This window comes from Hymenobacter arizonensis (assembly GCF_900115775.1).
GTDB lineage: Bacteria > Bacteroidota > Bacteroidia > Cytophagales > Hymenobacteraceae > Hymenobacter > Hymenobacter arizonensis.
Window position 1 is genome coordinate 1,202,003 of sequence record NZ_FOXS01000001.1, and the last position, 20,681, is coordinate 1,222,683.

Annotated in this window: 16 protein-coding genes; 4 read left to right on the plus strand and 12 right to left on the minus strand. The window is 56.7% G+C overall.

What is annotated here, in order from left to right; all coding sequences use genetic code 11:
* Window positions 1-26 precede the first annotated feature (26 nt).
* The 11 genes from BMZ66_RS05010 to BMZ66_RS05060 all read right to left on the minus strand — a co-directional run bounded on the left by BMZ66_RS05010 (window position 27) and on the right by BMZ66_RS05060 (window position 11,525).
* Window positions 27-743 carry a hypothetical protein gene (locus BMZ66_RS05010; RefSeq protein WP_092669603.1) on the minus strand — a complete coding sequence of 239 codons (717 nt, stop codon included), beginning with the start codon at window positions 741-743 and terminating at the stop codon, window positions 27-29.
* 411 nt (window positions 744-1,154) lie between these two features.
* Window positions 1,155-2,159: a 3-deoxy-7-phosphoheptulonate synthase gene (aroF, locus tag BMZ66_RS05015; protein WP_439645757.1), complete on the minus strand. Its 1,005-nt coding sequence runs from the start codon at window positions 2,157-2,159 to the stop codon at window positions 1,155-1,157.
* Window positions 2,160-2,296: 137 nt separating this feature from the next.
* On the minus strand, window positions 2,297-3,079 hold the full coding sequence (trpA, locus tag BMZ66_RS05020) for a tryptophan synthase subunit alpha (RefSeq protein ID WP_092669607.1): 783 nt from the start codon (window positions 3,077-3,079) through the stop codon (window positions 2,297-2,299).
* Between the two features lie 102 nt (window positions 3,080-3,181).
* Complete coding sequence (trpB, locus tag BMZ66_RS05025) at window positions 3,182-4,378, minus strand: tryptophan synthase subunit beta (protein WP_092669609.1); 1,197 nt, start codon at window positions 4,376-4,378, stop codon at window positions 3,182-3,184.
* Between the two features lie 18 nt (window positions 4,379-4,396).
* Entirely contained in the window at window positions 4,397-5,167 is a 771-nt protein-coding gene (locus BMZ66_RS05030) for a phosphoribosylanthranilate isomerase (protein WP_092669611.1), read from the minus strand.
* A 13-nt stretch (window positions 5,168-5,180) separates the two neighbouring features.
* The gene (gene trpC, locus BMZ66_RS05035; RefSeq protein WP_092669614.1) at window positions 5,181-6,005 is read right to left on the minus strand and encodes an indole-3-glycerol phosphate synthase TrpC; all 825 of its coding nucleotides are present in this window, start codon (window positions 6,003-6,005) and stop codon (window positions 5,181-5,183) included.
* 46 nt (window positions 6,006-6,051) lie between these two features.
* On the minus strand, window positions 6,052-7,047 hold the full coding sequence (trpD, locus tag BMZ66_RS05040; protein WP_092669616.1) for an anthranilate phosphoribosyltransferase: 996 nt from the start codon (window positions 7,045-7,047) through the stop codon (window positions 6,052-6,054).
* A 151-nt stretch (window positions 7,048-7,198) separates the two neighbouring features.
* Window positions 7,199-7,768, minus strand: coding sequence for an anthranilate synthase component II (locus BMZ66_RS05045; protein ID WP_092669618.1), 570 nt, complete (start codon window positions 7,766-7,768; stop codon window positions 7,199-7,201).
* 134 nt (window positions 7,769-7,902) lie between these two features.
* Entirely contained in the window at window positions 7,903-9,327 is a 1,425-nt protein-coding gene (locus BMZ66_RS05050; RefSeq protein WP_092669620.1) for an anthranilate synthase component I family protein, read from the minus strand.
* A 345-nt stretch (window positions 9,328-9,672) separates the two neighbouring features.
* The gene (locus BMZ66_RS05055) at window positions 9,673-10,836 is read right to left on the minus strand and encodes an alpha/beta hydrolase-fold protein (RefSeq protein ID WP_143080060.1); all 1,164 of its coding nucleotides are present in this window, start codon (window positions 10,834-10,836) and stop codon (window positions 9,673-9,675) included.
* 35 nt (window positions 10,837-10,871) lie between these two features.
* Entirely contained in the window at window positions 10,872-11,525 is a 654-nt protein-coding gene (locus BMZ66_RS05060; RefSeq protein WP_092669624.1) for a hypothetical protein, read from the minus strand.
* An 874-nt stretch (window positions 11,526-12,399) separates the two neighbouring features.
* On the opposite strand from BMZ66_RS05060, the gene BMZ66_RS05065 reads away from it, so the two are divergent.
* The 3 genes from BMZ66_RS05065 to BMZ66_RS05075 all read left to right on the plus strand — a co-directional run bounded on the left by BMZ66_RS05065 (window position 12,400) and on the right by BMZ66_RS05075 (window position 18,108).
* Window positions 12,400-15,444: a SusC/RagA family TonB-linked outer membrane protein gene (locus tag BMZ66_RS05065; RefSeq protein WP_092669627.1), complete on the plus strand. Its 3,045-nt coding sequence runs from the start codon at window positions 12,400-12,402 to the stop codon at window positions 15,442-15,444.
* Window positions 15,445-15,456: 12 nt separating this feature from the next.
* Window positions 15,457-17,088, plus strand: coding sequence for a RagB/SusD family nutrient uptake outer membrane protein (locus tag BMZ66_RS05070; protein WP_092669629.1), 1,632 nt, complete (start codon window positions 15,457-15,459; stop codon window positions 17,086-17,088).
* A 225-nt stretch (window positions 17,089-17,313) separates the two neighbouring features.
* Window positions 17,314-18,108: a SusE domain-containing protein gene (locus BMZ66_RS05075; RefSeq protein ID WP_092669631.1), complete on the plus strand. Its 795-nt coding sequence runs from the start codon at window positions 17,314-17,316 to the stop codon at window positions 18,106-18,108.
* 241 nt (window positions 18,109-18,349) lie between these two features.
* Here BMZ66_RS05075 and BMZ66_RS05080 read toward each other — a convergent pair whose 3' ends face one another.
* Window positions 18,350-19,531: a T9SS type A sorting domain-containing protein gene (locus BMZ66_RS05080; RefSeq protein ID WP_214606949.1), complete on the minus strand. Its 1,182-nt coding sequence runs from the start codon at window positions 19,529-19,531 to the stop codon at window positions 18,350-18,352.
* 273 nt (window positions 19,532-19,804) lie between these two features.
* On the opposite strand from BMZ66_RS05080, the gene BMZ66_RS05085 reads away from it, so the two are divergent.
* Complete coding sequence (locus tag BMZ66_RS05085) at window positions 19,805-20,653, plus strand: N-acetylglucosamine kinase (protein WP_092669635.1); 849 nt, start codon at window positions 19,805-19,807, stop codon at window positions 20,651-20,653.
* Window positions 20,654-20,681: the final 28 nt, after the last annotated feature.

Here is a 20,681-nt window from a genome sequence, read left to right on the forward strand (position 1 = left end):
TGTTGCCCAATGCGTTTGCGCTACTGCTAAGCCATGGCCAGCAGGCCCGCCAGCTCAGCCACGCACTCGGTGAGCTGCTCCCAGGCAGGCAACACAAAATACTGCTGCTGGTAGCGCTCGCCAGTAACGGGCGTGCGCAGCACCGTGGCCAGGTCGAACACCACCCGCGGCGTGTTCTCATTCACGCAGTGGTGGATTTCACCGGCCGACGACAACAGGCCCGCTCCGTACAAGCGCGGCTGCCCCTCGTGCTGCACCAGGCCAAACTCGGCCGTGAAGAAATACAGCGCCCACAACTGCTCCCGCGCCGGCGAGCCTACTGGCTGAGCGCAGTAGGCCTGGCCCAGCATGTGCAGGAAATCAGCCAAGCCCTCGTCGAGCAGCATGGGCACGTGCCCAAACAGGTCGTGAAACAGGTCCGGCTGCGGGCTGAAATCGAAGGCATGCATCGGCCGGATGCGCGTTACAATCGGGAAGCGCCGCTCGGCCAGCAATTCGAAGAATGCGCCTGGCTCGAAAGGCCGCCCAACCGGGGCCAGTGTCCAACCCGTGTGCTCAAACACCGTGGCGCTGAGCTCGGCGATGTCGGGGATGGCCTCGCGCCGCAAGCCCAGCTTGGCCAGGCCCTGTGCGAAGGCAGGCGCAGCGCGCCGGTGCAGCAGCGCCGTTTGGCGGTCAAACAAAACTTTCCAAACCAGTTGGTCCTGGCTGTGGGCGGTGGCGGGGTTGAGCTTGGTAAACATTGCAGTTAGGCGAAAAAAAAGCCCGATATCCTGGCGGATTCGGGCTTTTGAAGGTTTCTAGTGAAGTTTCGGCCTCATGCCTTGTTCTTCCTGTTCGCCAAATGCAGCCCTCCCTTGCCCTTTTTGGGGCAAATCATTAGGAACGCAGTGCAATTGACGAGTTGGTGGCGCATGAGTGGAACGAATTTAAGAAGCGTTTTTGAAAATACAAGCACAGCTAAAATTAAATAATTAAGTAAGCTGAACCGCTAAGAGCTTATCAAAGAGGTAAGAATATTAAAAAAGACGGTCATGCAGAGCGTAGCGAAGCATCTTTACCGCGCAACTAATTGATTTTAGTATTGCGGTAGAGATGCTTCGCTACGCTCTGCATGACGGTCCACTCACTTTCCGGATAACAGCTAAATACGTCTACTCCAGCTCTCCCCGCAGCTGGAACACGCGCCGTAGGTTGCGAACCAGCTTCGCCGACTCATCAAAATTCAAAGTCTGCTGGCCATCGGAAGCAGCCGTTTCGGGTGTTTCGTGGGTTTCGTACACGATGCCGTCGGCGCCGGCCAGCACCCCGGCCAAGGCCATGGCGGGCACGTACTCGCGAATGCCGATGCCGTGCGATGGGTCGACAATTACCGGAAGGTGGCTTTTCTCTTTCAGAATAGGCACGGCATTCAGGTCCAGGGTATTGCGGCTGGCCGTTTCAAAAGTGCGGATGCCCCGCTCGCATAGAATCAGTTTCTCATTACCACCCGAAAATACGTACTCGGCCGAAGACAGCAGCTCTTCGATAGTGCCCGAAATGCCGCGCTTTATCATCACTGGCTTGTCAACGCCGCCCAGGGCATCGAGCAAGTTGAAGTTCTGCGTGTTGCGGGCCCCCACCTGAAACACATCGACAAAATCGTGCATTTCCTCTACCTGCGACACCTGCATTACCTCCGTCACGATTTTGATGCCGCGCTCGCGGGCCATGCTGTGAAACAGCCGCAACCCTTCCATGCCCAGGCCGCGGAACGAGTACGGCGACGAGCGGGGCTTGAACACGCCGCCGCGCATCAGACGCACGCCGTTTTCCACCAGGTGGTTCATCACCTTTTCCATTTGGGCTTCGCTTTCAATGCTGCAAGGGCCGGCGCACAGCGCCAGGGTGCCTTCGCCTATCGTCACGCCGTCGCCGAGGTCGAGCACGGTAGGTTTCACTCGCCACTTGCGGCTCACCAGCTTGTAGTCGTCCGATACGCGGTGCACGTCGCGCACGCCGGGCAACTGGCCGATGGTGCGGATATCTAAGTCCTTCTTGCCAATGGCAACCAGGTAATGCGCGTGCTGGGTGTTGACTTCGGTGGCTTTGTAGCCCTGTTGCTTCAGGTGCTCGGTGATGCCGGGGACCACGGCAGCATTTTCAAGTTGAATTATCACGGATTTGAAGAGAAAAAAGACCGTCATGCTGAGCTTGTCGAAGCATCTCTACCTCAGTGCTAACTCTATTGACTCAACGAAGCGGTAGAGATGCTTCGACAAGCTCAGCATGACGGTCTGAGTGTTTTTTGAAGTGGTTATGCTTGCTTAATGCCTTGCACAAAGTTGGCCGCCGTGGCTGGGGCGTCGTCGGTGTCTTGCAGCGCCCGAATCAAAGCTGAGCCAATAATGGCGCCGTCGGCGTGCTCGCAGGCATTGTCGAAGCCACTTTTATCCGCAATGCCGAAGCCGATGAGACGCGGATTCTTCAGGTTCATGGCCGTGATGCGCTGGAAGTATTCCCGCTGCGCGTCTACATCGGGCAGCGTAGTGCCCCCGGTAGTGCCCGGCCCCGACACCAGGTAGAGAAAGGCATCGGACAGGGCGTCGAGCCGGCGAATACGCTCTTCTGAGGTTTGTGGCGTGATGAGGAAGACAGCCTTCAACCCGTATTTCTGGAACATGGGGTGGTACATTTCTTCGTACTCATCCAAAGGCAAGTCGGGCAAAATCAGGCCATCGACGCCCACTTCGGCGGCTTTTTTTAGGAAAGCTTCCATGCCAAATTGCAGCACCGGATTGAGGTAGCCCATGAGCAGCACCGGTGTTTCAGGCACGGCGGCACGCAGCTCCTGCAGCTGCCCAAATAGCACGGGTAGGTTCATGCCATTTGCCAGGGCGGCCGAGCTACTGCGCTGAATGACCGGGCCGTCGGCCAGCGGGTCAGAAAAGGGCATCCCGATTTCTAGGATGTCGGCGCCTGCAGCCACTAGGGCTTTGGCCAGCGGCAGGGTGTCATGCAGGCTAGGGAAGCCGGCAGTGTAATACATGTTGAGCAGGTTTTGCTTGCTCGCGAAGGCGTCTTTTATTCGGTTGTTCATGAATATTTACCGCAGAAGACGCAGAGGTTTTCGCAGAAGAGCGCAGAAAAACGACCTCTGCGCTCTTCTGCGAAAACCTCTGCGTCTTCTGCGGTGAAAAGATTAAATGAGTTTGTCCATGTTTTTCAGGTAGGTCTCCAGGTCTTTGTCGCCGCGGCCCGAGAGGTTGACTACCACTACATCGTCGGGGCCCGCGCCGAGTTGGCCAAGAGCAGATAAGGCATGAGCCGTTTCCAGCGCCGGAATGATTCCTTCCAGGCGGCTGCACTCACTCACGGCCTTCAGGGCCTCATCATCGGTTATGGAGATGAACTCCGCCCGGCCCGAAGCACCCAGGTGGGCGTGCAACGGCCCAATGCCTGGGTAGTCCAGGCCCGCGCTGAGCGAATAAGGCTCCGTGATTTGGCCGTGCTCGTCCTGCATGAGCAGCGTACGGCTGCCGTGGATGATGCCCGGTGTGCCCAGCACCGACGTTGCCGCCGAATGACCAGTATTGATGCCGTGCCCGGCCGCCTCCACGGCAATCAAGCGCACGGAAGGCTCGTCCAGGAAATGATAGAACGCGCCGGCCGCATTGGAACCACCTCCCACGCAGGCCACCACAAAATTGGGCAGCTCGGTGCCGGTTTTCTCCAGCAACTGGGCCCGCATTTCCTCGCTGATAACCGCCTGCAAGCGCGCTACCAAATCCGGGTACGGGTGCGGCCCCACTACCGAGCCAATGATGTAGTGCGTATCCACGGGGTTGGCAATCCAGTCGCGGATGGCCTCGTTGGTGGCGTCTTTCAGCGTTTGGCTGCCGCTTTCGGCGCGGCGCACTTCGGCGCCCAGCAAACGCATCCGCGCTACGTTAGGAGCTTGGCGCTCAATGTCAACAGCACCCATATATACCACGCAAGGCAGGCCCATCAGGGCGCAGACAGTGGCCGTGGCCACGCCGTGCTGGCCGGCCCCGGTTTCGGCAATGATGCGCTTCTTGCCCAGCCGCTGCGCCAGCAGAATCTGGCCCACGGTGTTGTTGATTTTGTGGGCGCCGGTGTGGCAAAGGTCCTCGCGCTTCAGGAATACCCGCGTGCCGTAGCGCTCCGAGAGGCGCTTGGCTTCGAAGAGCGGCGTAGGCCGGCCCACGTAGTCGCGCAGTAGGTGCTGTAGGTCGATTTGAAAATCCGGGTCAGCCAGAATTTCCAGGTAGCGCGTGCGTAGCTCTTCCACGTTGGGGTAGAGCATTTCGGGAATGAAGGCGCCGCCGAATTCGCCGTAGTAGCCGCGGGCAGTGGGTTGCTGATAGGATGTGGTCATGGCAAGATGATGTTTCAGTTAAAGTGTCCCGGCCTCCGGCTCGCTGCGCTTAGCCTGTCGTTGCTTGTGCAACGTGGCAAGCATCTGCTTTACTCGGCCGGCGTCTTTTATTCCGGGTGCGGTTTCAAAGCCGCTATTCAAATCGACCCCAACCAGGCCGGGGAGTCGCAAAGCCGCAAGCTCAGCGGCATGTTCAAGCCCCAGCCCACCAGCCAGGAAGTAGGGCACTGGCAGATTGTAGCCCTTTAACAAATCCCAGTCGAAAACGGCTCCGTTGCCGCCCGAAGCTGCGCCCTTGGTGTCGAAAAGAAAGAAGTCGCAATGCGGTACGTAAGGCAACAAAGCCGCAAAATCAACCGCTTTGCCCACCGCAAAAGCCTTCATAACAAGCAACCCGGCGTCATTTAATTCTTCGCATTGTGCGGGCGTTTCCTGGCCGTGGAGCTGTGCGGCCCCGAGCCCAAACCGGGCGGCAATAGCTATAATCTTTTCGGTGGTTTCGTTCACGAAAACGCCCACTTTCCAGATGTTCGCGGGCAGTGCCTGCACCCGCTCGGGAGCCAGCGCCTCCCCCACGTAGCGCGGAGAAGCCGGGGCGAAAATGAAGCCTAAAAAGTCCGGGCCTAGTTCGGCAACGCCAGCCAGGGCTGCTGCATCGCGCATGCCGCACACTTTCACCAAAAGCCGCGACGCTAGCTCAGTTGCACCAGCTGGCTGCGGCTGACCAACCGCCACGGGCAAGCCAGCGGCCAGGGCAACATCAGCAGGTAAGTGTCGGGGCGTTTTCATGGCTTATTGCTGACTAGGAAACGAGAACCGGCTTGGGCAAAGCCGCGATTTCCTGTACCAGGGCCGCGCAGGCACGCTCTGGGCGGGCGTTTCGCATAAAAGCTTCGCCAAGCAAAAAGCCCCGGTAGCCCGCCTCGCGCAGTGTGCCAATGGCCGCAGCGCTGGAGATGCCGCTTTCCGATACTTTCACAAACTCATTGGGAATGGCCGCAGCCAGGTCCAACGAGGTGTCGAGGCTTAGGCTGAAATCGTGCAGGTTGCGGTTGTTGACCCCCACCAAATCCACCGCATCGGCACTAATGGAGCGGGCCAGCTCGTCGCCATCGTGCACCTCGAGCAGCACTTCCATACCAAACGAGCGCGCCAGGCTGCCCAGTGTTTTGATTTCTTCGGGCGTGAGCACTGCGGCAATCAGTAGCACGGCATCAGCGCCAATGCTCTTGGCTTCGAGAATCTGATATTCATCTACCACAAAGTCCTTGCGCAGAATGGGGCAGAAATTGAAGCGACGAGCAGTAGACAGGTCCTCGTTTTTGCCGCCAAAAAACTCAGCATCAGTCAGAATAGAGAGTGCAGCAGCGCCGGCCTGCATGTAGCCCAGCGTAGTGCGCTCCACGGGTGCGTATTGATTAATCCAGCCCTTGGAAGGCGACTTGCGCTTGAACTCCGCAACGAGGCCACTGCCATTTTCACGGAGCAGGTACTGCCGCAACGAAAGCGGCTTGGACTTGAAGTACAGGCTGGTTTCAAGCAGCTTAACGGGCACCAGCTCGCGGCGGGTAGCTACCTCTTTGCGCTTGTGCGCGACGATGGTTTGCAGGATGGTGGGCTGAGACATGGGGCGTATGGTGGTCAATTATTGGTTGTCGGTACTACCGATTGATTTATTGAGTCGCGAGCATCGTTTCGAAGGCGCGCCGGGCAGCGCCCGTATCCAGCGATTCGCGGCTTTGGGCCAGGGCGTCGTCCCAGCTCAGCGCCGGGCGGGCGCATTGCAAAGCCAGGGCGGCGTTCGCGGTTACTACGTTGCGCTGGGCGGGCGTGGCGCCACCGTCGAGCACTTGCTTAAAAATGCCTGCCGAGGCGGCCACAGTGCTGCCACCAGCCAGGTCGGCGGCCGCGCAGGCGGCTAACCCCAGCGTTTCGGCAGTTATCATTTGCTCGCCGGTTTGGGAGGAAACAACTTTGGCGGGACCGGTCAGGGCCAGCTCATCGTAGCCATCCAGGGCGTGCACCACGGCGTAGCGTGTGCCCGTAGGCTGCATGAGATAATGGTATAGCCGCTGCAGCTCAAGGCTGAAGACGCCCAGCAGTTGGGCCGCCGGGCGGGCCGGGTTCACCAACGGCCCCAGAATATTGAAGAAGGTACGCAAACCCAATTCCCGCCGAATGGGCCCGGCGTGGCGCATGGCCGGATGAAAGGCCGGCGCGTGTAAAAAGCAGATGCCCGCCCGCTCCAGCTGCCGACGCAACTGGTCGGTGCTGGCTTCGAAGTCGTAGCCAAAATGCGCCAGCACATTTGAGGCCCCACACACCGACGACACCCCAAAGTTGCCGTGCTTGGCCACCTGCACACCCGCGCCGGCCACTACAAAGCAAGCTAGCGTGGAGATGTTGATGGTGTCTTTGCCGTCGCCACCCGTGCCTACAATGTCTAGCACCTCGTTGGTACCCAGCTGAGGGTCGCGGCTCAGGTCGAGCAGGGCCTGGCGGAAGCCCGCCAATTCCGCCACCGTGATGGGCCGCATCCGGTACACGGCCAGGAAGGCGGCCGTTTCGGCGGGGTTGGCGCCGCCCTCGCCCAGCTGCCGCATGGCGGCGTGCGCCTCGGCCAGGGTCAGGGGCTGGTGGTCAAATAACTTGTTGAGGATGTGTTTCAAAACGCTTGTTTTTTAGAACGTCATGCTGAGGGCAGCCGAAGCATCTCGCGTGTAGTAGTAACCTAATCGTTAGCTGCGCTGACCTCTGGTTCAACGATGCGAGCGAGATGCTTCGACTGCGCTCAGCATGACGCCCATTTTATGCAGTTGTTTAACTCAACCAATTTTCCAGCATTTTGTGGCCGTGCTCGGTCAAAATACTCTCAGGATGAAACTGCACACCGCGCACATCGAACTGCCGATGACGAAAGGCCAGTACCTCGCCGTTGGCGTCGCGGGCCGTGGTTTCCAGCTCGGTGGGCATGGTTTCGGGACGAACGGCCCAGGAGTGGTAGCGGCCCACCTGAAATCGCGGCGGCAGGCCGGCGAAAAGCCGCTCGTCCGGGGCCGTTACTTCCGCCTCATTGGCAACACCATGCAGCACTGCGGGCATGTTATAGAGCGTAGCGCCAAAGCTTTCGGCCAAGCCCTGATGCCCCAGGCACACGCCCAGAATCCGCTTGGTGGGCGCATAGGTCTTGATGATTTGCGGCATTAAGCCGGCTTCGGCCGGAATTCCAGGGCCGGGCGAAAGCATGATGGCGTCGTAAGCGGCCACAGCCTCGAGTGGCATCTGGTCGTTACGGGTCACGGTTAGGTTGGCGCCGTGGCCCAACTCACGCAGCAGGTGCACCAGGTTGTAGGTGAAAGAATCGTAGTTGTCGAGAACGAGGATTTTCATAGACTTAAAATAAAAAGAACGTCATGTCGAGCGCAGCCGAGACATCTCGCGTGCGTCGTTGAATGATTGAATTGCTGCAGCACGCGAGATGTCTCGGCTGCGCTCGACATAACGTTTCCATAACGTTCCTTGTACTAATAAACATCAGTAGCTGCTTTAAGCGCTGCCCGTAGGGCGCCCAACTTGTGGTGCACCTCTTCCAGTTCAGATTGCACGCTGGAAGCAGCCACCACACCGGCGCCAGCCTGGAAATAAAGCTGGTTGCCGGTGCTCAAAAACGAGCGAATCATGATGGCGTGGTTGAAGTTGCCATCGAAGCCCAGGTGGCCGATGCAGCCGCCGTAATAGCCGCGGGCTGTGGGCTCCAGCCCGTCAATCAGCTGCAGGGCGCGGTGCTTGGGGGCGCCCGAGAGCGTGCCGGCCGGAAAGGTATCGGCCACCACTTGCAAAGTGTCGGTACCCGCGTCCAGCTGGGCCGTGACGTGGCTAACCAAGTGAATGACGTGCGAATAGAACTGAATTTCGCGCAGGGTCCGCACTTTCACTTCGGTGCCGTGGCGGGCCAGGTCGTTGCGGGCCAGGTCCACCAGCATCACGTGCTCGGCATTCTCCTTGGGGTCGGCGGCCAGGCGCTGGGCGGCGGCGGCATCGGCGGCGTCGTCGCCGGTGCGGCGGTAGGTGCCGGCAATGGGATACAGGCTGGCTTCGCGGCCCTGCACCAGCACCTGAGCCTCGGGCGAGGACCCGAAGATTTTGTAGTCGCCGTAGTCGAAGTAGAACAGGTAGGGCGAAGGGTTGATAGAGCGTAGCGCCCGATACACGTTGAACTCATCGCCCGAGAAACCTTGCTGAAAACGGCGCGAGAGCACAATCTGGAACACGTCGCCGCGCATGCAGTGCGCCTGGCCTTGGGTGAGGCGCGCCAGAAACTCGGTGTCGGTTTGGTTGCTGGACTCCTCTCCCACCGTGGCGAAGCTGAACACGGGCACGCTGGGGTTGCGCACCAAGTTCTCGAGGCGGTCGAGACCGTTGTTCTCGGTTTCGTGGCCGGCCACACCGTGCTCAAACAGGAATAGCTCCTGACGGAAGTGGTTAAAGGCAATAACGTAGCGATACACGCCGTAGCGGATGAGCGGCACATTGCCGGCAGGAATCTTGGCCGCGTTGAAGGTCACATCTTCAAAGCTCTGCACCGCTTCATAGCCCATATACCCAAACAGACCAGTGCTAATGAAGGGCATTTTGGCCGCTGCGGCATCGGGCACGAAAGCGGCAGCAAATTTCCGCAGCTCTGCCAGGGCCTGGCGCGGCTCGTGAAGCTGCTGGGTGGTCACTTGGCCATCGGGAAAGGACTGGCGCAACTCGCCGCCCCGCCGCAACTCAAACGTGGCCAAGGGCTCGCAGGCCAGGTAGCTAAAAGCATTTTGCTGGCCGTGGTAGTCGGCACTTTCCAGCAGGAGGCAGTTGGGGTACTGGTCGCGCAGGCGCAGGTATAGCCCCACCGGAGTCACGGTGTCGGCTAGCAGGCGGCGGTGGGCAGTGGTAAGTTGGTAAGACACTGGGAAGCGTGGGTTGAACGAGGAAGACCAACAAATGGCCTTAGCTGGAATAAAATGCAAAAAGCCCGGCTTGCGGCCGGGCTTTTGTGGTCAAAGGCAAAATCAAAGGTGACTTCACTAGGCGCACAGGCAGTCCGGTCCGATGTTTCGGAGCTGCCACCACCAAGCCTGGGAAGTACGATGTAAGGTCATTTTTGGGAAAGCGCTTTTCTGAAACGCGTCGCAAAGATAAAGCAACTTTGTTAAAATAGCAGCAACGGCCTTAAAATAACACTGCAAGCTTCGTAGCAGTTGCTTATTATCATCAGCATTATTGCAAAAGTACTCCTCTGCCATTTATGAAATTTACCGGGTTGTTTTTACTCCCTCGGCCGCTGGGCGAAACATAAACCGGTAAGCCGCCGGAAACTCCCGCCGCCAGAACCACTCGCGGTGCTGACCATCGGCAGGCGCGCGCAACGACAGGTTGGAGGCCGGCACGCCCTGGGCGCGCAGGTTGTCGCGCCAGGCTGCGGTAAGCGGAAGCATGGTTTCTGATTCTTCGGGGCCGCACACGAAGTAAAACCGGGTGCTGGAAGCCGGGCGGTGCGTTTTGGCGAAAGCCTTCAGGGAGTCGTTGCAAACCCAGAAGGCCGGCGAAAAAGCCCCTACCCGACCGTACACGCGTGGGTACTTTAGGGCTGCATACACCGATATCAGTCCGCCCAGACTAGAACCCGCAATGCCGGTATGCGCGGCGTCGGGCCGGGTACGGTACTTGGCGTCGATGTAGGGCTTGAGGGTGAGGGCGAGAAAATCGACGTAGGCGCTGCCCTGGCCACCGGCCTTTATTTCGGCATTGCGCCAGGGGATGTACTCATCGGAACGGTGCTGGCTGTCGTTGTCGACGGCGACGACGATACAGCTGACGGGGTCCTGGCCGGTGGCCCGCAGGCTGTCGAGGGTCTCGTCCACGCCCCACTCACCGCTGTAGCTGGTGGCGTCGTCGAACACGTTCTGGCCGTCGTGCATGTACAGCACGGGGTAGCGCTTTTGGGGCTTGGCACTGTAGTCGGCAGGCAAATACACCAGCACCCGCCGCGTGCGGCCCAGCTGCGGAATGCGGAAGTTGTCGCTGAGCGTGTGTACCTGCGGCGTGGCGGTGTGCTTCTTCGTGGGGGCCGCGCCCGCCTCGCTCCAGGCCAGCACTTCGTGGGTGATGACCGCTGCCTGCTGCAGGTTGGCCCGGCGGTTGGGCAGGGGCTGCTTGTCGAGGCCGGTTTCGGCTTTCTCCCAGCTGCCCCGGGTGAACTTGTACTCGACTGGACCCAGCGAGGCAGGCAGGGTTATTTGGTAAGTGCCGTCCGGGGTTTTAATCAGGCTGTAAGCCGGATTGTGAGGGTTCCATATATTGAAGGAGCCGGCCACAAAAAGGGTGTCGTCCGGCGGGGTGTTGGCAGGCACGCGGGTAATCTTCAGCACCGTTTGGGCGGTGGCGGGGCCAGCTAGCATGGCAAGAATGATTGCCAAGCGCAGAATCCAGATTGCCTTCACTCTTACTACCTCTACCGAATTGTTGCGCCAGTACCCTGCTCCGCCGAATCCATTTTACGCAGCGTGTACACGGCCCTTACGGAATCGATGCCTGGAAGGCCATTGATTTGGAAATCCAGAAAAGAGCCTTTTTTCTGCGGTCCCTTCACGAAATGCCGGTATTCTTCAGCTGACTCGCGCACTACGTACAGAACGCCAGATGCCGGCACTTTCAGGCGGGAGTAGAAACTGCGGCCGTCGCCGGCTGGGCGGCGCGTGTCCTCGGCTACGGCGCTGGTGCCGAGCAAACGGTATTTGGTCTGGTCGCTCCCGGGCAGAGGGCGGTTGCTCAGGCCATCAACAAACACTTCGCGCCGGTTGATGAGCTCCTCCAGGTCCAGCGTTTTGAGCAAGCCCAGGTTTTCCTCGGCCATAATAAGTTGCTGCACTGCTTTGCCGGGCGCCGCCTGTTCGTAATAAACGATTACAGGCTTGTTCAGCTTGATTTTTCCAACAAATACCTCGGGCTGTCCATCATCGTTCAGGCGCCCTTGCGGGCCTCTGGCACCATCGGCTGGTGCGCGGTTTCTGGAAGCAGAATTCCGCGCACTAGAGCGGCTTTGCGCGAGTACGATGGCTGAGTTGGCCACGCAGAGCAAAAGAATGAGCAGTAGGCGCTTTTTCATCTTCTAAGGAAAAGCCAAAAGTAACGATGATAGATTGGCCCTGCAAGGTATTTGGCTTGATGCCCTGGCAGCAACAGTACCATTGGGCTGCCCTATGACTCCTCTTTTTTAGAGCTTTGGTTGGAGCTTAAATACAGAGCGAGCCAAACAGCCATCTAAGACTCAGCCCGAGTGCTATGAAATGAACAATAAAATTTTAGTGTTTTTTTCACAATATTCTGTATATCAGTATATTATTAAAATATCAGCACATACAGCTTGAAGATAATTTGCGGAGAAATTCGATTCATAAGAGATGCTACACCTACTCGAAAACTTTAATGATTTCACCCCCACAACACCCCTCGTAACGATTTTTGAACATGCTTGCTTTATCAAAAATCCCGCTCAAACCAACGTCAACTCCTTGATTATTTAATCGTTAAATTTAACCAAGTTTAACGCTTAGCGGTTTGCATCTTGAGCTATTGCTGTTAGGCTGAGTTTGTCATAGCTTAGCTAAGTCGCACTACATATAAGCTTGAAAAATGGGCCTGTTGCCTACTACGCATTGTCCTGCAAACGATTGCACACAGATTGCCAATGCTGTCCAATTAGGTTCAGACACTCTCCTGTAACAACTGCTTGCTTACACAGCCTTGGGTTTTCAGTAGCCCATGTCTTCCTACCTATAGATGTATTAAAATCAATTAATGCCAACAACCTGCTTAGCAGCCTCGCCGTTACTGCCGCACGCTATGCTCAAATGACTTCAGAACAAGACAAAAATCCCTACAAAACAGGCTTAAATGCTATTGTATAGGTAACTTGCACGCCGTTTCCCATTTTTTTTATTTCTCCCACCACTCACAATTCTCACCAAATCCCGTTTCCCATGAAACACCCTTATCTAGCGAAACTACTGTTTCTGCTATTATTCGCCGGTCTAGGATTCCCCTCGGGGGCCTATGCCCAAACAGGCTCCGTTAGCGGTCGGGTTACCGACAGTAAGAACGAAGGCATCCCAGGTGCAACAGTGCTCATTGAGGGTACCTCATTGGGCAGCTCGTCCAACGTAGATGGCACTTACAGCATTCAGAACGTGCCAGCCGGTGCCCAGACCTTGGTTATCTCGTTTGTGGGCTACAACACCGTTCGCCGTCCGGTGACGGTGGTGGCCGGCCAAAACACCGAAACCTCCGCTGCACTCGTGGAAAACGCTACTCAACTGTCCGAAGCAGTGGTAGTGGGGTACGGCACGCAGCGTCGGCAGGACGTGACCGGGGCCGTGGCCACAGTTGACTCTAGGGAGTTTGTGCAAGGCCAGGTTACTACCCCTGAGCAGCTGATTCAAGGCAAAGTGGCCGGTGTAAGCATCACGACGGGCGGTGGTGCACCAGGTGCCGCCAACGTTATCCGGATTCGCGGTAACTCGTCGCTTAACGCCAACAGCGACCCATTGTATGTAATTGATGGTGTGCCAGTAGACAAAACCACCATCAGTGGTGCTTCGAATCCGCTGTCGCTGATTAACCCCAACGACATTGAGACGTTCACCGTGCTTAAGGATGCCTCGGCTACGGCCATTTATGGCAACCGGGCTTCGGGCTGGGTTATTCTCATCACCACCAAGCGCGGCCTTCAGGGAGAAAAGCTGCGCGTAGAATTAAACTCGCAAACGGGCGTTTCAACAGTGGCGCGTCGCTACGAGACGCTCTCGACCGATGAATTCCGTCGGCAGATTAACCAGTTTGGCTCGCCTTCACAGATTGCTTCATTGGGTACTGCCAACACCAACTGGCAGAATGAGATTTTCCGAACTGCTGCTACTTTCGACAACACGGTGAGCCTCATTGGCAGCGTGGCCAAGGTGCCGTTTCGCGTGTCTTATGGCAACCTGTACCAAGAAGGTATTGTCATCACCAACCAGCTGAAGCGTAACACAGGCTCGGTTAGCCTCACGCCTACGCTTCTGAACGACCGGCTGCGCATCGACATCAACGCTAAAGGTAGCGTTATTGACAACCGTTTCGTTGACTACGGCACCGTGGCAGGGGCTGCGCTTTACGACCCTACTCAGCCCGTGCGTTCCAACGAAGCTCGATTTACGCGATTTGGTGGTTATTCCCAGTTCCTGAACCCCACCACCGGGGCTCCCCTGGGCAATGCCCCTGCCAACCCCGTAGCAGCCCTTAACAACTCGAACAACACCAGCAACGTGAAGCGCCTCATCGGCAACGTGCAGTTCGACTACAAGGTGCATGGCGTTGAAGGCCTGCGTGCCAACCTGAACCTCGGCCTTGACGCATCGCGCGGACGTGGCAACAACGTCATCTCACCGAATGACTTTGGCAACTACGAAGTTTCCCCCGACCCAGGCCTGAGCGGCCGGTTCACCCAGTACGCACAGGATAGAGACATGAAATTGCTGGAAGCCTACTTAGCTTATGGCAAGCAGTTTGGCGGCACAAAGTTCGACGTGCAGGCTGGCCACGCCTACCAGTCGTTTATCAACCAAGGGCCTAACTTCTTGGACTACCGCTCAAACCGGGACACCCTCGTTACCCGCGGCGAAACGCTGAGCTTGCCAGGTTTCTACGACAAGAACGTGCTGATATCCTTTTTCGGCCGTGCCACGATGAACGTACAGGACAAATACCTGGTGACTGCCACCGTGCGTAATGACCAAACCTCGCGTTTCCGCAAAGGTTTCCGCAGCGGTGTATTCCCGGCTCTGGGCTTGGCCTGGCGCGTTAAGAACGAAGAGTTCCTGAAAGACAATAACACGCTATCGGAACTGAAGCTTCGGGCCGGCTACGGCCGCACGGGCCAGCAGGACATTGGCGGTGCTTACGACACGCAACCGCGTTACGTAGTGGGTTCTTCTACTTCGCAGTACCCTTTTGGCAACGGCAATACTATTCCTGGCATTACCTACAGCCCTCAAGGCTACAACTCGGTGCTGACCTGGGAAACCACGAACACCTACAACGCTGGTGTTGACCTCGGCTTCCTGGATAACCGCCTCACGGCCACCCTGGACGTGTACCAGCGCACGGCAAGCGACCTGCTCGCCGAAGTAGACCAGTCGGCTGGTTCTAACCTCACCAACCGCTTGAACGCCAACATTGGCTCGTTGCGCAACCGTGGCGTTGAGCTAGGCTTAAACTATGGCGTTTTCCGCAGCGAGAATCTTACCTGGGATGTGAACCTGAACGGTGCCTACAATGTTAACAAAATCACCGACTTAGGGTCTCAGCAGGAAGGTTTTCCTGGATACAATGTTGGTTCCATTCCTGGTGGCACTGGCAACTTCATTCAAATCAACGCTGTGGGCCAGCCCGTCGGCACGTTCTATGTTCGCCGCCAAGTATATGGCCCCGATGGACGGCCCGTTCAGGGACTGTATGTGAACAGCGAACGCAACGCCGCTAACGCGGATGTTGGTGACTACTACTACAAGCAGCCCGCCCCGCTGGTAACCTTAGGCTTTAGCTCGAACGTGGTTTACGAAAAATTCACTTTTGCCTTTACCTTACGCGGCAACGTAGGCAACTACGTGTACAACGCCAACGCGGCCGGCCTCGGCAACTTTGCCAATGCCCAGGGCTCGACCAACTTTGTTAGCAACCTGAACCCCGACGTGCTCAACACCGGCTTCACGCGCCAGCAGTTGTTCTCGGATTACTACGTACAGAACGCTTCGTTCCTGCGCTGCGAGAACATATCGCTCGGCTACAATGTTGGCAAAGTACTGGGTGCTTCCACGTTGCGCGTGACTGGCAACGTTCAGAATGCCTTTGTGCTTACGAAGTACAAGGGTGTTGACCCTGAAATTGCTTCTGTTGACGCCCTCAGTGGTCAAGCGACTTTTGGTATTGATAACAGTTTTTATCCCCGGGCCCGGACTTATACCCTTGGCCTTGCTCTCGGCTTTTAATTCCCACCGTATATGAAAAATTCTTTATACCGAGGGCTCACGGCCCTCACCCTGAGCACGGCTTTGCTTGGCCTCACCACGTCTTGCATGAAAGACCTGGACCAGACACCCAAGTTTGAGCTCACGCCAGATAAAGTGTACGTCGACCTGAACGGTTACAAGCAGGTGCTTGCCAAACTGTACGGCGGATTTGCCCTCACCGGCCCATCCGGTCCCGGCTCGGGCGACATTCGGGGCATCGACGCAGGTACTTCGGACTACATCCGTCAGTACTGGAGTGCGCAGGAACTGACCACTGATGAGGCGGTAATTGCCTGGAACGACCCGGGTGTGCAAGAGTGGCACAACATGAACTGGGATGCCAACGGCCCCCTGCTCCGTGGTCTCTACAACCGGTCCTATTACGAAATTGCTATCTGCAACGAATTCATTCGCGAGGCAACGGACGATAAGCTCAGCAGCCGCTTGGGCAGTGGTGAGCAGGCGCAGGGCAAGCTGTTTCGGGCTGAAGCGCGCTTTTTGCGGGCAGTGGCTTACTCGCACATCATCGACCTGTTTGGCAACGGTCCTTTTGTGACGGAGAACGATGCCGTAGGTGCGTCGCGCCCCCCCTACTACACCCGCAAGCAGCTCTACGATTACGTGGTGTCTGAATTGCAGGCCATCAGCACCGAGCTGGCGCCGGCCCGCACCAACGAGTATGGCCGTGTCGACCAAGCTGCCGCACACGGCTACTTGGCTCGCATGTACTTGAACGCTGGGGTGTACACGGGAACTCCCGAGTTTGCCAAGGCTGCTGAAGAAGCCAAGAAGGTAATTGATTCGGGCTACTCGCTGTCGACAACTGCCAGTGCCGCTTCTTCGGCTTATGGTCGCAACTTCTTAGCTGACAACAACCTGCCCCCCGCCGCCAATGAAATCATTTGGCCGGTAATTTTCGACATCACGCGCGTTCAGAGCTTCGGTGGCACCACTTTCCTCGTCAACGGCGCTACCAGCGGTGCCGACGGCGCGTGGCAGCGCTACGTGGGCCAATCTACCGGTTGGGGTGGCTTGCGCACCACCAGTGCTTTAGTTGAGAAGTTTTTCTTGGCAGGCGGTGATACGGTTCGTGACACCCGCGGCCGGTTCTGGGCTCCTGGCCAGACCCTTGCTATCAGCGACCTCAGCCAGTTCACACAAGGACTGGGCGTGATTAAGTACCGCAACATCACTTCGAACGGTACGGGCTTGGGCGGTTCGCTGAACTTCTCCGGAGTTGACTTTCCGATGCTGCGCTTGTCCGACATGATGTTGATTTATGCCGAAGCAGCTGCCCGCGGCAACGCCGACCGCGCTATCGCGCTGGGCTATGTGAACCAGATTCGGGCCCGGGCTTTCCGGAACGCGGCAGGCAGCGCCATCACCAATGCGCAGATGACCCCGGAGTTCATTCTCGACGAGCGCGCTCGGGAGTTGCATTGGGAGGCTACGCGTCGCACCGACCTTATCCGCTACAACCGCTTTGTAGAAGCAACCTACCTCTGGCCTTGGAAGGGCGGGGTGGCTGCAGGGCGCGCAGTGGAACCTTTCCGGACGATTTTCCCAATTCCGTCGTCTGACCTCACGGCTAATTCCAACCTTCGGCAGAACCCGGGGTACTAAAATACCTTAGCAGGATGGGCCGTACGCCACGGCCCATCCTCATTTGCCTTTAAATCATACATTTCAAGAACTACATCTTTCACCCGTTTGTATGCTTGTATCAACCTATCGTAAATCTGCCTGGGTTGCTACTGGCCTCGTTCACCCGCAGGCCGCAACGCCGCGAGTGTAACAGCATGGAATGAGAAGTAAGAATTTTCTTGTAATCACTAATCAAAACGAATCATGAAGAACTGGCTTACCCAAGTGGTAGCAGGCTTGTTGGCAGTGACTACCCTTGCATCTTGCGAAAAAGATGAGGACAAGGTCACGATTGCGCCCTCCAATGCCATTACCCTCAGCACCTCGACAAGCACCGTTGTGCTAACCCAAGCAAACAGCGCTCAAAACGCCGCGGCTTTTACGTGGACGCCCGTGAGTTCATTTGCCATTAGTGGCACCGACCGCCCCACAGCCCCAGCCGTTACCTATCGGCTTCAAGTAGCCAAGTCGGCCACTGGTTTCGGCTACCCTTTCAACATTGAAGCAGGCACAGGCTCCACCAAATCAGTAACAGTTGGAGAGCTCAATTCGGGCCTCATCAATCTGGGCATAACCCCCGGTGTTGCAACCTCGGTATTTGTGCGTGTGGCCGCCGTAGTAGGCACTGATGCGCAAACTTTCGTGTCGGCCCCGGTACCAATGACTGTAACGGCTTACACAGTGTGCTTGCCCCCTAATGCTGATGTATGGTCCATCATTGGGACCGCAGGCGTCGATTGGAACACGGATGTGCCTCTGACTTACAACTGCGATACCAGAACTTATGACTTGACTCGCACGCTGAATGCTGGCGAATTCAAGTTTCGCAAAAACGCGCAATGGAATGTAAACAACGTAGCCACTAACTACGGTGCTAATGCTCGTAACAGCGGTGGGACAGGTACTCTTGTTCTCGATGGTCCTAACATTGTGATACCAACGACCGGCATGTATACTCTTAAGTTTAATCTTAATAACTTAACTTATACTTTGCAATAAGCTGGCTTCAATACCAGCAATTGAGAAGAATTAAAAAAGGCCCCCATCCATTGAACAGGATGGGGGCCTTTTTTAATAAGTGGCTTGTGGAGAAAGCAATTACTACACCTAAGTTAGTCACCACATTGGGCTTGTATACAATTCCTCTTCCTTGGGTACTCAACGTATAGCTCGGCTCAAAAGGAAAGGTCCCGCATCGTAAGTGATGCGGGACCTTTCCTTTTGAGCCGAGCTATACGTTTTACAGCAGCACCACTTTACGAGTGGCTACTTTGTCGCCAACCTGCACGCGCACGAGGTACGTGCCGGCCGCTACCTCGGCAGTAGTCACGGTTTTACTTTTCACGCCGGCCGACTCCAGACCAGACGAGAGCACTTGTACCTGACGGCCTACCAAGTCAGTCAGCACGATGTTTACTTTTTCGGAGCGGTTGCCCACGTTATAGGCCACCGTGGCGGTGCCATTGGCGGGGTTTGGATACACGCCCATGGCGATAGCTGCTTCGTTGGCGGCACGGGTGCTGGCCGCTACTGTGGCCAGCGTGATGGCGGCTGATTGCGTGCCAGCAATGGTAGCAAAATCGACCGTGTTAGCGTTGGCTGGGTTGCCGCTGTTGGTAGTAAGCGGAGTAGTTGTCTGCGGAATAAAGTCGGAAGACAAATAATCGCCACCACGGTTGTTTTGAAGCACGAAGATGTTAACAACAGGGCCGTTGGTGGTCAGGCCCATTTCACGGCGGTCAAACTCAATTTCCCAACCATAGGAGCCAGCCTCGCCGTATCCAGCATCGGTGGCTGTGGCGCGGTAGCCAGGGTTGCTGGTTACCTTGCCGTCAGTGGAATTGCGGTAAGCCATGCGAGCATTAGCCAAAGCCGCGAACGGAGCGGCTGTGCCTGTTGCGGCCAGCGTAAGGGCCGTGCCTGTGTTTGCCAACGGGCCAGCTGTGGTGGTGAGCACCCGGTCGAATGCTACGGTTGCCGACGTGTACGAAATGGCATCTACCTGGAACTGGTTAGCAGTACCGTTGCCTTTTATGGCCACAGCCAAGTCGGGCGCTAGGTCCATTTTGGCCTCCATGCCTGAAAACGAAGTACCAATGCTTGCCGCAGGTTTAGGCAGTGCAGTTGGAGAGGCGGAGGCGCCATCTACGCCGGGGCGGTCGATGTAAAGTTGCAGCGCATTAATGTCAGAGTCTGTAGCGCTCCTAATCTCGTTTTGAACGGTACCAGCAATGAAGAAGTATAGCTTGTCAGCAGTGTTGGCAGCGTAAACGCTCAGCAAGCCCCAATCTCCAAAACCACGGGGGTTGGTGTATTTGCCCACCAGCACGTATCGGCCGGTGGTAGCCGTTCCGATTTCATTCGCGTTTAGCACGCCGTCAACGGTTATTTGAGCCTGCGCATTGAGAGTTCCAATAGCCATAGCACCGGCTGCTGCAAGAGTAAACAGTTTTTTCATGACAGTTTTTACTGTAAAGGGTGGGAATAAAAAATACTGTTGTGCTTTCTACCAAACTTTTGAGGGGCCGGTAACAAGCTTGGTAAATATACTTAAATAAGCAATAAAATTCATACTTAAGTACCACACCGCAAATGAATAAGCGAATGTTCCCTTCTCTGCTTGCATTTATTACGTAAGCACGGTTCTCGCGCTAGTTGCTACTTTCGCCATCCCCTCTAACACAACCTGTTTGATATGATTCTAATTGCCGACGGTGGCTCCACCAAATGCAGCTGGTGCCTGCTCGATGACACCCAAAACCGGGTATACTTTAATACGGAAGGCTACAACCCTGACTTTGTGGATACTGCAGCCATTACGGCTTCGCTTAGCAAAAACCTGCCCGACACCTTGCAGCGGGAAGAAGTCAAAGAAGTTCACTTCTACGGTGCAGGTGTTTCTTCGCCCCAAAAAGCGGAAGTAATTGCCGCCGCACTGCGTGAGCTGTTTCCCAATTCTACTGCTACCGTCACCGAAGATTTGTTAGCCGCGGCCCGCGCCCTGCTGGGCCGCAAGCCCGGCTTTGCCGCCATCTTGGGTACGGGAACGAACTCCTGCATTTACGACGGTGAAAAAATCACTTACAATGTCGATTCGCTGGGTTACTTCCTGGGCGATGAAGGCTCGGGGTCGTACTTCGGCAAGCGGCTGCTGCGCGACTACCTCCGCGGCCTCCTCCCCGATGGCCTGCAGGAATCCTTTAAGGAAACCTACAAGCTCGGCTCCCGCAACGACATTCTGGACCGGCTCTACAACCAGCCGCTGCCCAACCGCTTCCTGGCCAGCTTCGCCAAATTCACCTACGACCACAACAACGTGAGCTACTGCCGCGAAATCGTGCTCGAAGGCTTCGAAACGTTCTTTAAGAACCTGGTGGTGCACTACCCCAGCTACCAGGACTACTCTTTCAACTGCGTGGGCTCGGTAGGCTATAATTTCCGCGACGTACTGACCCAAGTGGCCCGCGGGCACGGCATGGAAGTGGGCAAAATCATCCGCTCCCCCATCGACGACTTGGTGGGGTACCACGAAGAAGGCCGCTAACCAACCGGCCACAAAAAAGCCCGCCTGA